A 16427-nucleotide genomic window follows, 5' to 3' on the forward strand; every position below is an offset into this window, starting at 1 on the left:
CTCAAATCTCCGTTAACAATGGGGATAGGAGGGGATGAAATTGAAGCTTAAAGCCATTCTTATTGTTGCACTTAGTGTTGTTTTATTTTTGGTTGGATATAGAGAGATGAAACCGATAAGCGATGAACAGAAAATGGAGAGCATGATTAAGGCTTTAGAGAAAAATGATGCTAAAGTAGAAAAATGGTCATGGTTAGCTAGAGAAACAAAAACAATTTCTAATATACATACGTTTCAAAAGTTGTTAAACGATGTGAAGGACAAGGCAAATATTCAAAAGTGGGAAGTAGAGCAATCTCCAGATGGATATAAAGCTACATCCTATAAAAAGTTTGCTTCTCATGAAGAACGAGTAGTAGTAACTTGGAGTAAAGAAAATACTAAAGAAAACACTTTCATTATCTTTGAAGTAAGTGGGGCGAAATGGGACCCGAAGTATGTTCAAAAAGTGAATAAAATTTTTAGTGAAAAACCTATAATTTACACTTGTGTTCAAGGTGTACTGAATGATAAGATTGAAGGTGTTTTGCAAAATAAAACCAATCAGGTTTTGAAAGATCTTTCAGCAAGAGCGATCGAACAAGTAGAAGAAAGAGCATTTGTGTCAGTCTCCGCATACAATAAAAAGTGGGATGACGCTCTTTCAACAAATAGAGAGAAAATAAATGTGCAAATAGCAATACGTTCTACAGACAACAAAGATACAATTGTGGTTGGCACACCGATCATAACTTCTGAGTATTGAGTGAATAGATACTGAAAAAAGGACACGGAGGGGAATAATTTGGAAAAGATCATCGTCCGTGGCGGAAAGCGGTTAAACGGCACAGTGCGTGTTGAGGGCGCAAAAAATGCTGTATTACCTATAATCGCTGCAGCCCTATTAGCGAGTGATGGAAAGAATGTACTATCTGAAGTACCAGTTTTGTCTGATGTATACACAATTAATGAGGTATTACGTCATTTAAATGCTGAAGTCGTATTTGAAAATAATCAAGTAACAATCGATTCTTCTAAAGAACTAAACATTGAAGCACCATTTGAATATGTACGTAAAATGCGTGCATCTGTTCAAGTAATGGGACCATTATTAGCACGTAATGGTCGTGCTCGTATTGCACTTCCTGGTGGATGTGCAATCGGTTCACGTCCAATTGACCAACATTTAAAAGGCTTCGAAGCAATGGGAGCAAAAGTACAGGTTGGTAACGGTTTTGTTGAGGCATATGTTGAGGGAGAACTAAAAGGAGCTAAAATCTACTTAGACTTCCCAAGCGTAGGCGCGACAGAAAACATTATGTCTGCAGCTACATTAGCAAAAGGGACAACAATTCTTGAAAACGCAGCGAAAGAACCAGAAATCGTTGACTTAGCTAACTTCTTAAATGCAATGGGAGCGAAAGTACGCGGAGCTGGAACTGGAACGATTCGTATCGAAGGCGTTGATAAATTATATGGTGCAAACCACTCTATTATTCCTGACCGTATTGAAGCGGGAACATTCATGGTTGCAGCAGCAATTACTGGTGGAGACATCTTAATTGAAAATGCTGTACCTGAACATTTACGCTCAATTACAGCGAAAATGGAAGAAATGGGTGTTAAAATTATTGAGGAAAACGAAGGTGTACGTGTTATCGGCCCAGATAAGTTAAAAGCGGTTGATATTAAAACTATGCCTCACCCAGGTTTCCCAACAGACATGCAATCACAAATGATGGCATTATTACTACAAGCTGATGGAACAAGCATGATTACAGAAACGGTATTCGAAAACCGCTTTATGCACGTTGAAGAATTCCGTCGTATGAATGCTGATATTAAAATTGAAGGTCGTTCTGTTATTATGAACGGTCCAAACAGCTTACAAGGTGCTGAAGTAGGCGCAACTGATTTACGTGCTGCAGCTGCATTAATCTTAGCTGGTTTAGTATCAGAAGGTTATACTCGTGTAACTGAGTTAAAACATCTTGACCGTGGTTATGTAGATTTCCATAAGAAATTAGCTGCATTAGGTGCAACTATTGAACGTGTAAACGAAAAAGTAGAAGAAGTGAAAGAACAAGAAGTTTCTGATCTTCACGCTTAATTGAAATAGTCTCTATGTCTTTTGACATAGGGGCTATTTTTTTTTGGGTTATTACTGTTATAGTCAATAAATTCTATACTTATGCACGTACCAGTAAAAATATTTAGAAAATTTCCGTTTTATGCTCTTCCTCCTTAAGTATGTTCTAAAAGAAAGAGTTGTTCCATAAGAATGAATGGAGTAAAGCTTTTATATTGGGGGAAAATAGGATGAAATTTTCAAAGCCACTTTTTATTACAGTAGCGCTCTTAATAGCGCTCGTTATCATTGTACCTGCAGCCCTTGTTATCCCATTTGCGAAAGCAAAAGTAGGGGAAGAAACGGCCTCTAAAACTCCTCCAGCGATAGAAAGTATACCAGCTCCAGGAAAAGTAGATACAGCGGTTCAAGTTGCTGTATATCGTGAGAAACAGAAGAAGGTAGAATCATTGCCTATGGAGGAGTATGTGACCGGTGTAGTAGCTTCTGAGATGAATGCCAGTTTTGAAATAGAGGCACTAAAGGCACAGGCATTAGCAGCGAGAACATTTGTAGTACAACGTATGCTAAGCGGAGGAAAGAAAAATAATGCGGACGTGACAGATACGGTGAAAGATCAAGTGTACAAAAGTAAAGAAGAATTGAAGAAACAATGGGGTAATAACTACGAAAATAATTTGAAGAAAATCGAAGAAGCCGTTTCGAAAACAGCAGGACAAGTTTTAACATATGATGGAAAACCAATTTCAGCATCCTTCTTCTCAACGAGTAATGGCCGGACAGAAAATGCAGCTGACTATTGGGGAAATGATTATCCGTACTTGAAAAGTGTAGATAGTCCGTGGGATCAAGCCTCTCCAAAGTTTACGAGCGAGCAAACATTTACAGTAGCTGATTTTCAAAAACGTCTCGGTGTGAAAGTACTAGCAGACGGGAAGGTTGGAAATATTAAAGACCTTACGGAAGGAAAGCGCGTAAAGGATGTAGCTTTTCAAGGAAAAACATTAACAGGAAAAGAAGTTCGTGAAAAGTTAGATTTACGTTCTTCTGATTTCACGTGGAAACAACGAGGGGATAAAATCATCATTACAACGAAAGGCTTCGGTCACGGCGTTGGTATGAGTCAATACGGAGCGAACGGTATGGCAGCGGAAGGAAAGAAATATACAGATATCGTCGCTCATTACTATAAAGGCGTTGAAATAAAGACGATGAATGATTATGAAGGAAAATTGATGGTGAAGAAATAGGTGTCAGAACTCTGGCACTTATTTTTTTGTTTAAAATATCATAATTTTCCATTAACTGTTTGATATAATAGGATAAAAAGGCATTTGGGGGAGATGAAATGGTGCTACTGGAGTTGAAACAGTTAGGGAAAACGAACCAATTACCGGTAATTGACCTAAAAGTCGGGAAAGGACAATGTGTTGTTTTGCAATGCAATAATCATACAGCTAAAGTGTTGCACCGCATCATTATAGGCGAAGAAGAAGCGTCGACTGGCAATGTACTGTTTGAAGGGGGAGCAATTGGAAAGAAAAATTATCCACGCATCGGCTTTTGCTTTTTGAAAGATGAGGCATATGATCGTTTGAAGGTGAAGGAATACTTTAAGTTTTTAATAGGGCTTTATGAATCAAAGATAAGCATAGAAGAAGTTGTGCAGTCTGTTGGTCTCCTAGATAAACTAAACGTTAAAATAGAAAAACTATCGTTTTCAGAGAAGCGTCGTCTTCATATTGGACGAGTGATGATTCATAATCCGGATTTAGTTATTTTGGAAGAGCCAGAGCAAAATGTAGATATAGAGAGTACGATCATTATTCGAAAAGCAATCATGAAAATGAAAGAACAAGGAAAGGCGATTTTTATTACGTCATCATTTCTATCGGATGCCCTTTCGTTAACAGAGGATGTATACATATTAAACAACGATGGTGTGAAAAAGATAGAAATTGAGCAAGAGGAAGTGGAAGAAGTCGGTGAAGAAAAAGTCATTCAAATGATTCCGCAAATGAAATTAGAAAGAATACCAGCGAAAGTGAACGATAAAATCATTTTACTTGATCCGATGGAAATCCATTTCATTGAAACGCAAAACGGAGTAACGCATATTCACGTTCGTGAAGGTGATTTCGTATGTGCATTAACATTAAGTGAACTAGAAGCAAGATTAACAGGTTTTGGTTTCTTTAGATGTCATCGCTCGTATCTTGTGAATTTACAAAGAGTACGAGAAGTGATTACGTGGACTCGTAATAGTTTTAGTTTAATTTTGGATGACGAAAGAAAAAGTTCAATCCCGCTTTCGAAAGGACGCATGGATGAATTAAAAGGCGTGATTGGGCTATAAAAAGTGCTCCAATAAGCTTAACATGCGATTCATTCACCGGTAAAAATACTCCTTTTACCGGTATTTTACTGCGTAAACCCTTTGTTTTTCATATGATTGAGTCAAGAAAAGCGAAACAAACGAACGAAAAGCGCTAAAGCGACTTTCATCTATAAAGAAGAAAAACAAAGGGGATGAAGAAATGACATTGGCAATTGAAATGAAAGATGTAATGAAAAGTTTCGATGGAAAAACGGCACTTCGAAATGTAAATATTGAGGTGAAGCAAGGAGAGATTTTCGGATTCCTTGGACCGAGTGGATCTGGTAAGACGACAACGGTAAAAATTTTAACTTCTCAATTGCTTCATAGTGTTGGAACAGTAAGAGTATTAGGGAAAGATATTACAGGACCAAGTAGCATCGATTACAAACGAATTGGTATTTTAACAGATAACAGCGGCTTATATGAAAGACTTAGTATTTATGATAACTTACTATTATTTTGTGACCTATACGATTGTAAAAAAGAACGAATCGATGAAGTACTAGCACAAGTAAATTTATTAGATGATAAAAAAACACCAGTAAAGAAACTATCAAAGGGAATGAAGCAACGCGTCACACTAGCAAGAGCAATCCTTCATAAACCAGATATCCTCTTCTTAGACGAACCAACATCTGCACTCGATCCAGTAAACGTCCAAAACATTCATAAAATCTTAAAAGACTTAAATGAAGAAGGAACGACGATTTTCTTAACGACTCACAACATGGATGAAGCAGAAACGCTTTGTAACCGCATTGCCTTCCTTTGTGGCGGAGAAATTGTAGCGCTTGATACGCCAGAGAACCTACGCTTACAATACGCTAAGGACCAAATAGAGGTCGTATTAAAAGATAAACAAAAAGAAGTAGTGCAAAAAGATGAATTAGGCGCAAAACGTATTTCAGAATGGATGAAAAAGGGCGAACTGTTATCTATTCATTCATACGAACCAACGCTAGGCGATATCTTTATTGAAGTTACTGGGAGGGGATTATAATGACATTTTCAATGAAACGGTTTTCGGCTATTGTAAGAAAAGAAATAAATGATGCAGGTAAAAACTCACAAGTTATATTAATGGCGCTATTACCTATTCTACTTGCTGTATTCTATAGTAATATGGATTCTATAAAAGAGTTCTTTGCAGGTTTTGTTATTGTAATGACGATTACCATGGTGGGAAGTTATGTGCAAGCAATTATTATTGCAGAGGAGAAGGAAAAACACACGTTACGAGTATTGATGTTGTCTCCAGCAAGTCCAATAGAAGTTATTTTAGGTAAAAGTGTATTAACTGTATTTTTTGTACTAGCATCTAGTTTTATTAGTTTAGTGATTTTAGATACTTTTAAAGGAAATATTGGTATGCTAGTTATTATTATTTTAATAGGAACATTGTTATGTGTCGTTTTAGGTACTATAGTTGGCTTACTATCCCAAAATATAGCACAAACATCTATATTGGGGCTTCCGATTTTTATAATATTCATAATGGGGCCGATGCTACAAGAAATGGTTAAGAATGAATTTATTATAAAAGTAGTTAATCTTCTTCCGACAAATCATGTTATGGAGGCATTGCAAAAAGTTATAAAGGGAGAAGGGTTTATTGCGATTCAAGAACATATTTTAAACAATACAATTTGGACTATATGTCTTATCATTCTTTGTATTATTGTGTACAAAAAGAAACAATTAGACTAAAAACTGAGCCGAAACGCTCAGTTTTTTCTTTTTTTCTATCATTTCCTCGGAAATTTTACATTCCTTATACATATTTTTACAGATTTTGTCGAAAAGTAATTAGTTATACGTTGTATAGGATACGTGAATATTGTTCAAAATGATTGCTGAGGTGATGATGGAATGCGAGGAAGAAATAATAAAAAGTCGCAAAAGGTAGTACATTTATTTCAGAAAAGATGGGTGTTTCCGGCACTATACATTGCTTGTGCAGCGGTAATCTTAATGGTTGCGCTATGGTTCCAAGGAGCTAATCCGAAGAAGACTCCAAACCACGATCAAGCAACACCGTATACACAATCGGAAGATCCAGCAGTACCAGTAACGAAATCTTCAGAAGTAGTGAAAATGCCAGCTGCCGCGAATGCGGAAGTAGTCGTACAGAAGAAATTCTATGAAGATGCAGCAACTGAGGCGGAACAAGAAAAAGCACTTGTCTTTTATAACAACACATATTCCCCGAACAAAGGAATTGACATTGCTGCGAAGAATGGGAAAGAGTTCAATGTTGCTGCTGCTTTAAGTGGTACAGTAACGAAAGCTGAAAAAGATTCACTTCTTGGTTATGTTGTAACAGTTGATAGTGGAAATGGTGTAGCGGTATCTTATCAAAGCTTAGGCAGTGTGAAAGTAGAAAAAGGTGCAAGAGTTGCACAAGGTGAAGTATTAGGAACATCCGGTCTAAGTGCAATGAATAAAGAGGCAGGCTCTCACGTTCACTTTGAAGTACGTAAAGACAATGTGGCTGTGAATCCTGAACGTTACTTAAATAAATCAGTAACAGAAATTAAAGCTGATGCAGGTGCTGCAAAAGCTACGAATGCTTCTGGTAAAAAAGCTGACGACAAATCTCAAAAAGAAGAGAAGTCAACGAGCACGAAACCAGAAAATAAAACAGAAGACAAGTCTCAAAAAGAAGAGAAATCAACAAGCGGTTCAACTAGTGACAAAAAAGAAGAACCGAAGAAAGAAGAAAAATCAACAAATGGTTCTACACAATCATCTAACGATTCTTCTTCACAAGAATAAGAAAGTGAAAAAATCAGTTCTCACTAGGAGAGCTGATTTTTTTATTTCTATATAAAAATAATCAATTTCGAGAAAAAAGTTGCAAAAACAAGGAAAAATGACGAGATTCTCGAATATATATTACAAAAGGGAGGGGATACTGTGTCATTTTTATTTGTTCTGTCGACTGCTATTATTTTATTGTTTGTTTTATTCACTTTATATTATTATATTGCCGGTAAGAAAGAGGTTCCCCACCATCAGTTGTTAGAAGAAGAATTGGAACGAGAAGAATGACGCCTTTTATACAAGGTGTCATTTTTTTTGGCCATAATAGTCAGTTTTAACGTATTTCTCACAAAAAAACGTAATTTTTCTTAACTTAGTCCGCAAAAATAGTGAACATGTAGCATATATCAGTAGTGCGGGCAATACAATGGTATAAACCAAAGCAAAGAGAGTGTTTGAGGTGAGAAATCGTGAATCATTTCATTATAAATCCAAGAATGTTTAACGCTTACAAACAGCACTCACACTTACTTCTTAGTCGTATGCAGCGAGGCTCATTTCACCCTTCTCACATCCAAATTAGGGAGGCGAGTGGTGTGCACGATTACATCAAAGAGAGAACTATCAAGATTGGTAAGTATATCGTGGAGACAAGAAAGACAGTGCGTGTCATTGCAAAGGAATTTGGGGTATCAAAGAGTACAGTTCATAAAGATTTAACAGAACGTCTACCAGAGATTAATCCAGAGCTCGCAAATGAAGTAAAAGAAATTCTTGATTATCATAAGTCTATTCGTCATTTAAGAGGTGGAGAAGCAACAAAACAAAAGTATAGAAAAGAAGATGTAGAGAAGCCTGTACGTCAATAATGTTACAGTAGCAAACATTCCGTTCACATTCGGTAATATTTTTCAGAAGAATTCTTTTTGCGAATATTACGTTTCTGTTAAATTTATGATAAAATCAGAAATTAGGTGAAAAGAATTCGGGTGTAACCTGATTTTGAATATCGAGGAGGAAAAAACGGGAATGTTTGCGCGAGATATCGGAATTGACCTAGGTACGGCTAATGTATTAATTCATGTTAAAGGTAAGGGTATTGTATTAAACGAGCCATCTGTTGTGGCAATTGATCGTAATAGTGGTAAAGTATTAGCAGTCGGTGAAGAAGCGAGAAGTATGGTGGGACGTACGCCTGGTAATATTGTAGCAATTCGTCCGCTTAAAGATGGTGTAATAGCAGATTTCGAAATTACAGAAGCAATGTTAAAGTATTTCATTAACAAATTGGACGTAAAGAGCTTCTTTTCAAAACCTCGTATTTTAATTTGTTGTCCAACAAATATTACATCAGTAGAACAAAAAGCAATTCGTGAAGCTGCTGAACGTTCAGGTGGTAAAACAGTATTTTTAGAAGAAGAACCAAAAGTAGCCGCAGTTGGTGCTGGTATGGAAATCTTCCAACCAAGCGGTAACATGGTTGTTGATATTGGTGGAGGTACAACAGATATCGCTGTACTATCTATGGGTGATATTGTTACCTCTTCCTCTATCAAAATGGCTGGCGATAAGTTTGATATGGAGATCTTAAACTATATTAAACGTAAGTATAAGCTATTAATTGGAGAACGTACTTCAGAAGATATTAAAATTAAGGTTGGTACAGTATTCCCAGGTGCACGTAGCGAAGAACTTGAAATTCGCGGACGTGACATGGTAACAGGCTTACCACGTACAATTACAGTATGCTCTGAAGAAATTACAGAAGCATTAAAAGAAAATGCAGCTGTTATTGTACAAGCTGCAAAAGGCGTATTAGAGCGCACACCACCAGAATTATCTGCAGATATCATCGACCGCGGTGTTATTCTAACAGGCGGTGGAGCTTTACTACACGGTATTGACATGCTTCTAGCAGAAGAACTAAAAGTACCGGTATTAATTGCTGAAAACCCAATGCACTGCGTTGCGGTTGGTACAGGTATTATGTTAGAGAATATCGACAGATTACCAAAGCGTGCTTTGAGATAATTTGAAAGAACTAAGGCTAATGCCTTAGTTCTTTTTTTCGTTTTTGTATTTTTTTATTTTGATTTTTTGCGAAAATGGAAGGAAAATAGAGAAATATGAAGGAAACAGGTAAAATATTCATATATATGGTTAAATTTAATATTTCCTTATTTGAAAACGTTTATAATATAATGAGTCGAATACGACATTAAGGCAAATAATGTTTCAATACATATTGCCTTTCCCTAATTTGGGCATACACTCTTTTCCACCTCCGTGTCAGTTGCAAAAATGTGCAACTATTTTAATGGAATAGAGTGTGTGCATTTTTTTTAGGAAGCTGTGCTAAATATAAAATGTTACTTTGTAATGACAAACAATAAACAAAATGGGATAATAGCAATATGTCCGAGTGGTAAGACCAATATTACAAAAGGGGCGATTGTTACATGCTAAATATAGAACAAATTAAAGAAATCATTCCTCACCGCTATCCATTTTTGCTTGTTGATAAAATATTAGAAGTAGATGAAGGAAAAAGAGCGGTTGGGATTAAAAATGTATCCGCAAACGAAGAATTCTTTAACGGACACTTCCCTGACTATGCAGTTATGCCTGGTGTACTTATTGTAGAAGCATTAGCGCAAGTTGGAGCAGTTGCAGTATTAAAGAAAGAAGAAAACCGCGGAAGACTTGCTTTCTTTGCAGGTATCGACAATTGCCGTTTCAAAAAACAAGTACGACCAGGTGATCAGCTTCGTCTAGAAGTAGAAATGACACGCGTACGCGGCCCGATTGGAAAAGGAAAAGCAATCGCAACAGTAGATGGTGAAGTTGCATGTGAGGCAGAAATTACATTTGCGATTGGTGATAAAAAAGAATAGAAATTAAAAAATCTCCTTGTGAAAAGACAAGGAGATTTTTTAATTTCTGCTATATAACGATGAAACGATAATTTACAAACTAATCAGAAAATAACTTGTAAATAGATGGAAATTACCATATACTTACTTTATTATTTATCTAGAAAACAGGATAAGTGATAAAGGTAATAAAGAAATAAGGGCATTGTCATATTGTTAAGGTACTTAAATAAGACAAAGTAGAATGTTATTGATTATGATGAAATGTGGGGAACTCAGCAAGAATATTAATTAGACGTATGAAATCGAGCATAAAAGAGAGAAAAGGGAAATGTCGCATTTCACAAAAGGAGATTATGAATATGTTCGGGAGAAAGAAAAGAAAACCATTACGACAATTAATTACACATAAAGAGCCTAAATCGCGTATTACAGAACAATACCGTAACATTCGTACAAACATTGAGTTTACATCTGTAGATAATCATGTTCGTTCTATCATTGTTACTTCAGCAGATCCAGGTGATGGGAAAACAACAACAATCGCAAACTTAGCAGTTGTTTTCGGACAGCAAGGAAAGAAAGTTTTATTAATTGGAGCTGACTTGCGTAAGCCGACGATACAAAACTTATTTGCCATTCATAGTTCAAATGGGTTAACGAACTTATTATCAGGACAAGCAAAACTTATGCAATGCATTCAAAAAACAGATATAGAGAACGTATACTTAATGGCAGCAGGTCCAATCCCGCCAAACCCAGCAGAACTATTAGGAAGCCGGGCAATGGACGAGGCGTTGCTAGAAGCATATAACATGTTTGATATTATATTAATTGACACACCACCTGTCCTTGCGGTTACGGATGCACAAATACTTGCGAATAAATGTGATGGAATCGTACTCGTTGTACGCAGTGAAAAGACAGAAAAAGATAAAATCGTAAAAGCGAAACAAATATTAGATAAAGCATCAGGAAAAATACTTGGAGTCGTTTTAAACGATAAAAGAGAAGAAAAAGAGCAGTATGGTTATTACTAAAATAGAAAAAAGCCAATAAGGAATACTTGTTGGCTTTTTTCTCATTTTGAAATTTATTTCTCAAGTTACATAGCATAAAAAACATGATATGATAAATAATTTGGAAAATCATTGGAATGTGTTGTCATATTTAAGATTATTTTGTAAGATTAAACTTGTTTCTTGTGAACAAATATAGAACTGAATTATTAAAAATAAAAAATGTAAGATTTATATGTTATAATTTTTCCTATGTGTAAATTTTAGAAAGTTGGAGGAACTTATGGAAGAAACAATTAGTTTAAAAGAGTTATTTCATATCTTAAAAAAACGTTTAGCAATGATCCTCGTAATCGCATTTGGTGCAGCTATAGTAAGTGCTATCATTAGCTTCTTCTTTATGACACCAATCTATCAATCTTCGACGCAGATTCTTGTTAACCAGAAGAAGCAAGAAGGGGCAGCTATTCAATACAATGAGGTACAAACAAATATTCAATTAACAAATACATACAAGGTTATCATTAAAAGCCCTGTTATTTTGGATCAAGTGAAAGAAAAGCTAGGTTTAAATATAACAGTACAAGAGCTAAACAATAAAATTGAAGTAGCTAATGAGAAAGACTCACAAGTAGTGGCGGTAACTGCGCAAGATAAAGACCCAAAACTAGCTCGTGATATTGCTAATACAACTGCAGAAGTGTTTAAAGGTGAAGTTGCTAAAATTATGAGTGTTGATAACGTAACAGTGTTATCAAAAGCAGAAGTTGCAGAAAATCTATCTCCAATTAAACCACGTCCAATGCTAAATGTAGCAATCGCTTTCGTTATTGGTTTAATGGTTTCAATTGGTCTTGCATTCTTACTAGAATACTTAGATAACACAGTGAAAAAAGAAGAAGATGTTGAGAACTTACTTGGATTACCAGTGTTAGGTATCGTTGCTCGTATGGATGAAGAAACAATGAACGTGAAATCGCACGCTCCATCATCAAGAAAAGTGAGGGGACAAACAATTGGCTCTTAATTTATTTAAAAAGAAACAGAATCATCGTCAGCGTCGTCAATTAATTGCTCATCAACAACCGAAATCACCAATTTCAGAGCAATATCGTAATATTCGAACCAATATTGAATTTGCAGCTGTTGATACGAATTTACATTCACTAATGGTAACATCTGCGAACCCAAGTGAAGGGAAAACGACAACGACAGCAAATATGGCAGTTGTGTTTGCTCAACAAGGGAAAAAAGTATTATTAATTGATGCAGATATGCGTAAACCAGCAATGCATCAAATGTTCCAAGTAGATAATATTTTTGGACTCACAAACGTATTAACACATAGTGAACGTTTAGAAAAATGTGTACAAACGACATCTGTAGACAATCTACACTTTTTAGCTTGTGGTCCAATCCCACCAAACCCGGCAGAATTGTTAGGTTCAAAATCAATGAAAGAACTTCTTGGACAAGCATACAGTATGTACGATCTAGTTATTTTTGATATGCCACCAATTTTAGCTGTAACTGATGCGCAAATTATGGCAAATATATGTGATGCTTCTATTCTTGTTGTTCGTAGTGAATCAACAGAGAAAGAAACAGCAGTAAAAGCAAAAGGATTGTTAGAATCGGCTAAAGGTAAATTGTTAGGTGTTGTTCTGAACGATCGTGAACGTGAAGAAGGCTTATATTATTACTACGGTGCAAACTAATTAAAAGAGTGAGATATGGTTGAAACATATCTCCTTTTTTCCCTTGAACATATCTCCTTTTTTCCCTTGAATATGAGATTTCTCATATTCAAGGGAAAAAAGATTTTTATATGAGAGAGGGAGGATAAAATAAATGATTGATTTACATTGTCACATTTTACATGGCATCGATGACGGTGCACAGACAGTAACAGATAGTTTAGCAATGGCGCAACAAGCCGTAGCAGAAGGAATACATACCATTGTTGCTACACCACATCATCAAAATGGCAAATATGTAAATGAACGTACCTCAATTATTCATCACGTAAAACAACTAAATGATGAACTACAACAATATAATATTCCACTTACTATTTTACCGGGGCAAGAGGTCAGGTTATATGGTGATTTATTAGAAGACTATGAAGCTGGTAAAATCGTTACTTTAAATGAAACAAATAAATATATATTCATTGAATTTCCATCGAATCACGTACCTCGTTATGCTGAACAATTATTATACGAATTACGTGTAAAGGGAATGATTCCAATTATTGTTCATCCAGAACGTAATGCCGAGTTAATCGAGCGGCCAGATAAGTTATATAACCTTGTAAATAAAGGGGCATTAACGCAAGTAACGGCGGGTAGTTTATTAGGGAAATTCGGTAAAAAAATTAAAAAGTTTTCACTTCAACTTGTAGAACATAATTTAACACATATGGTCGCTTCAGATGCACATAACACAACGTCAAGAGGATTTCATTTAGCGGAAAGCTATGAATTAATTGAGAAAGAATTCGGGATGAATGTTATGAGTGATTTAAAAGAAAATCCGTATTTATTAATTAGCGGGAAGGCAATTTACAAAGAAGATCCAGAACAAATCCGTCGTAAAAGATTGTTCGGTATTTTTTAAATAAGGAACTGGTGATGTCTCCTAACCGTTATCAATGGAGGCACTCGGTCGTGCTGTGGGTAGAAAATTTATTTTCGAACCTACCTTAGACGCTTGTCGTCGGGAGTATGACGTGAGGATGGGTTGGATGCCCATAATTTATTTCTAATAGAAACTCTACCTATGGAGTTATAAGTATGACTCTATAGGTAGGGTTTTTGTTATTGTTACATGTTAATAAATAGATTTATAGGGGGCCTATAATTGAAAAAAGTAAGAAAAGCGATTATCCCAGCTGCTGGTCTTGGGACAAGATTTTTACCAGTGACGAAAGCAATGCCGAAAGAAATGTTACCTATCGTCGATAAACCGACAATTCAATACATAGTAGAAGAAGCGATAGAATCAGGTATTGAAGATATCATTATTGTGACTGGAAAAGGAAAACGTGCCATTGAAGATCATTTCGATCATTCTTTTGAACTAGAACAAAACCTTTTAGAAAAAGGGAAGTATGAAATGCTTGAAAAAGTACAAGCATCTTCAAAAATTAATATTCATTACATAAGACAAAAGGAACCAAAAGGTTTAGGGCATGCAGTATGGTGCGCGCGTAAATTTATTGGAAATGAGCCATTTGCCGTGTTACTTGGTGATGATATTGTCCAAGGCGAAACACCATGTTTACGTCAATTAATGGACCAATACGAGGAAACACAATCATCTGTTATTGGTGTAAAAACAGTACCAGAAAATGAGACACATCGTTACGGTATCATTGATCCAATCGAACAAAATGACCGTCGTTATCAAGTGCGTCAATTTGTAGAGAAACCAGCTCAAGGAACAGCACCATCAAATTTAGCAATTATGGGTCGTTACATATTAACACCGGAGATTTTTACATTTCTTGAGAACCAGCAAACAGGTGCCGGTGGAGAGATTCAATTAACGGATACAATTCAACAATTAAATGAGATTCAACGAGTATTCGCGTATGACTTTGAAGGAATACGTTATGATGTTGGGGAGAAGTTGGGTTTTATTACTACAAACCTAGAGTTTGGGTTGCAGAATGCTCAATTAAGAGAAGAACTTATAGAGTATATTAGCAATTTATTTCAAAACAGATTGGATAATTTTAGATAGAATAAGAGGTGCAGCATTATATGGCTATGAGAGAAATGAAAAAATATCCCCTAGATGAAACAATTGAAACTAATATTAACCTTCCTAATCATTACATTTATTTTACTTTAAAAAATACGGCTGATTTTCTTATGGCATTACTGGGTCTTGTAATTCTTTCGCCGATATTGTTACTTTTTGTTTTAGCTATAAAACTTGAGTCAAATGGCCCGGCTTTTTTTCTTCAAGAGCGTGTGGGATTAAACGGAAGAGTGTTTAATATAATAAAATTAAGGTCAATGTATATTGATGCTGAGAAAAATGGAGCACAATGGGCGAAGAAAAATGATGCTCGTGTTACAAAGATAGGTGCTTTTATTAGAAGAACTAGAATTGATGAGATACCGCAACTAATTAATATGCTAAAAGGTGATATGAGTTTGGTAGGACCTCGTCCAGAAAGACCAATATTTACTGAACAATTTAATAAAGAAATCCCTGGATTTAAAAATCGTATAGTTGTAAAACCAGGGATTACTGGGTGGGCACAAGTAAATGGTGGATATGATATTTCACCAAAGGAAAAATTAGAGTTTGATATTTACTACATAAAAAATTTAAGCCTATTTATGGACGTAAAAATAATATTTAAAACTATTAAGGTTATTTTTACTGGAGAGGGCGCTAGGTAAGAAGAGTAGAGGGTACCTTATAGAAAAACTAAAAAGTTAAATAACATTTTATATTAGAATGTTAATAGTTAAAAAAGATATATTTTAGAGGTGTAATGTATATGAGAGAATTGGTTTCAATTATTACTCCAGTCTATAATGCTGAAAAGTATTTGAGAAATACCATTGAATCTGTGATAAATCAGAATTATTCTAATTGGGAATTAATAATTGTTGATGATTGCTCCAAAGATAGCAGTCGATTAATTATTGAACAATATATGGAGTCCGAGAAAAGGATTAGGCTAATAGCTCTAGATGAAAATAGGGGAGTTACTTTTGCTAGAAATACAGCCATAAAGGCCGCTAATGGGAAATATATTGCTTTTTTAGATAGTGACGATTTGTGGCATCCTAATAAATTATCAATTCAGTTAAGTTTTATGCAGAAAAACAATTATGTTTTCTCCTTTTCAAGTTATGAATGGATGAATGAAGATGGGACAACGTTTAATAAAATAATCGAGGCGCCTAGTGTTGTTGACTATCATAGGTTATTAAGAGGTGGTAACCCAATAGGGTGTTTGACAGTTATGATTGATAAAGAACAGGTTGGAGATATCGAAATGCCAGATTTAAGACATGAGGACTATGCAACGTGGTTGAGTATCATGAAAAGTGGAGTTATAGCTTATGGAGTAAATGAAAATTTAGCTTCATATAGAAAATCAAATAATTCGCTAAGTTCAAATAAATTCAAAACCATTATATGGACTTGGAATATATATAGGAAAAATCAAAAACTTAGTTTTTTAAAATCAATGCAATGTTTAGTGATGTATATTTGTAATACATCACTAAAATATTTGAGGAAATAAATGTAAAATCAAAACCTTATTGGAGAAAAGCATATCCATTAGGGATATA

The 16427-nt window shown here is 35.3% G+C and carries 18 protein-coding genes; all 18 read left to right on the forward strand.

The genetic code is table 11. The features are described from left to right. Positions 1–40 precede the first annotated feature (40 nt). Positions 41–745, forward strand: coding sequence for a YwmB family TATA-box binding protein (locus DN403_RS04605; protein ID WP_000767913.1), 705 nt, complete (start codon positions 41–43; stop codon positions 743–745). Between the two features lie 39 nt (positions 746–784). Further along, complete coding sequence (gene murA, locus DN403_RS04610; RefSeq protein ID WP_000411275.1) at positions 785–2089, forward strand: UDP-N-acetylglucosamine 1-carboxyvinyltransferase; 1305 nt, start codon at positions 785–787, stop codon at positions 2087–2089. A gap of 209 nt (positions 2090–2298) precedes the next feature. Then, the gene (spoIID, locus tag DN403_RS04615; RefSeq protein WP_000672657.1) at positions 2299–3318 is read left to right on the forward strand and encodes a stage II sporulation protein D; all 1020 of its coding nucleotides are present in this window, start codon (positions 2299–2301) and stop codon (positions 3316–3318) included. Between the two features lie 98 nt (positions 3319–3416). Then, the gene (locus tag DN403_RS04620; RefSeq protein ID WP_149185316.1) at positions 3417–4424 is read left to right on the forward strand and encodes a LytTR family transcriptional regulator DNA-binding domain-containing protein; all 1008 of its coding nucleotides are present in this window, start codon (positions 3417–3419) and stop codon (positions 4422–4424) included. Positions 4425–4605: 181 nt separating this feature from the next. Further along, the gene (locus DN403_RS04625) at positions 4606–5448 is read left to right on the forward strand and encodes an ABC transporter ATP-binding protein (RefSeq protein WP_149185317.1); all 843 of its coding nucleotides are present in this window, start codon (positions 4606–4608) and stop codon (positions 5446–5448) included. Then, complete coding sequence (locus DN403_RS04630) at positions 5448–6155, forward strand: ABC transporter permease (RefSeq protein WP_000144420.1); 708 nt, start codon at positions 5448–5450, stop codon at positions 6153–6155. Before DN403_RS04625 ends, DN403_RS04630 begins: the two co-directional genes overlap by 1 nt. 162 nt (positions 6156–6317) lie before the next feature. Further along, positions 6318–7223 carry a stage II sporulation protein SpoIIQ gene (spoIIQ, locus tag DN403_RS04635; protein ID WP_001214924.1) on the forward strand — a complete coding sequence of 302 codons (906 nt, stop codon included), beginning with the start codon at positions 6318–6320 and terminating at the stop codon, positions 7221–7223. Between the two features lie 141 nt (positions 7224–7364). After that, positions 7365–7499 carry a hypothetical protein gene (locus DN403_RS04640; protein ID WP_000008903.1) on the forward strand — a complete coding sequence of 45 codons (135 nt, stop codon included), beginning with the start codon at positions 7365–7367 and terminating at the stop codon, positions 7497–7499. 308 nt (positions 7500–7807) lie between these two features. Next, positions 7808–8080 carry a sporulation transcriptional regulator SpoIIID gene (gene spoIIID, locus DN403_RS04645; protein WP_000544012.1) on the forward strand — a complete coding sequence of 91 codons (273 nt, stop codon included), beginning with the start codon at positions 7808–7810 and terminating at the stop codon, positions 8078–8080. A gap of 160 nt (positions 8081–8240) precedes the next feature. Beyond that, entirely contained in the window at positions 8241–9242 is a 1002-nt protein-coding gene (gene mreB / locus DN403_RS04650) for a rod shape-determining protein (RefSeq protein ID WP_000457978.1), read from the forward strand. Positions 9243–9670: 428 nt separating this feature from the next. Beyond that, positions 9671–10105 carry a 3-hydroxyacyl-ACP dehydratase FabZ gene (fabZ, locus tag DN403_RS04655; protein WP_000931959.1) on the forward strand — a complete coding sequence of 145 codons (435 nt, stop codon included), beginning with the start codon at positions 9671–9673 and terminating at the stop codon, positions 10103–10105. A gap of 341 nt (positions 10106–10446) precedes the next feature. After that, a complete protein-coding gene (locus tag DN403_RS04660) occupies positions 10447–11124 on the forward strand; it encodes a CpsD/CapB family tyrosine-protein kinase (protein WP_000467944.1) in 678 nt (225 codons plus the stop codon). Between the two features lie 262 nt (positions 11125–11386). After that, the gene (locus tag DN403_RS04665; protein ID WP_042596756.1) at positions 11387–12130 is read left to right on the forward strand and encodes a YveK family protein; all 744 of its coding nucleotides are present in this window, start codon (positions 11387–11389) and stop codon (positions 12128–12130) included. Then, entirely contained in the window at positions 12120–12821 is a 702-nt protein-coding gene (locus DN403_RS04670) for a CpsD/CapB family tyrosine-protein kinase (protein WP_149185318.1), read from the forward strand. Before DN403_RS04665 ends, DN403_RS04670 begins: the two co-directional genes overlap by 11 nt. Positions 12822–12954: 133 nt before the next feature. Beyond that, positions 12955–13722, forward strand: a complete 768-nt coding sequence (locus DN403_RS04675; RefSeq protein ID WP_042596752.1) for a tyrosine-protein phosphatase — start codon at positions 12955–12957, stop codon at positions 13720–13722. Positions 13723–13965: 243 nt separating this feature from the next. Then, positions 13966–14850 carry a UTP--glucose-1-phosphate uridylyltransferase GalU gene (gene galU, locus DN403_RS04680; protein ID WP_016079672.1) on the forward strand — a complete coding sequence of 295 codons (885 nt, stop codon included), beginning with the start codon at positions 13966–13968 and terminating at the stop codon, positions 14848–14850. A 20-nt stretch (positions 14851–14870) separates the two neighbouring features. Beyond that, a complete protein-coding gene (locus tag DN403_RS04685; RefSeq protein WP_016079673.1) occupies positions 14871–15521 on the forward strand; it encodes a sugar transferase in 651 nt (216 codons plus the stop codon). 101 nt (positions 15522–15622) lie between these two features. Beyond that, positions 15623–16378, forward strand: coding sequence for a glycosyltransferase family 2 protein (locus DN403_RS04690; RefSeq protein WP_042596749.1), 756 nt, complete (start codon positions 15623–15625; stop codon positions 16376–16378). Positions 16379–16427 lie beyond the last annotated feature (49 nt).

The organism is Bacillus sp. AY2-1, from assembly GCF_008368965.1.
GTDB classification, from domain to species: domain Bacteria; phylum Bacillota; class Bacilli; order Bacillales; family Bacillaceae_G; genus Bacillus_A; species Bacillus_A thuringiensis_S.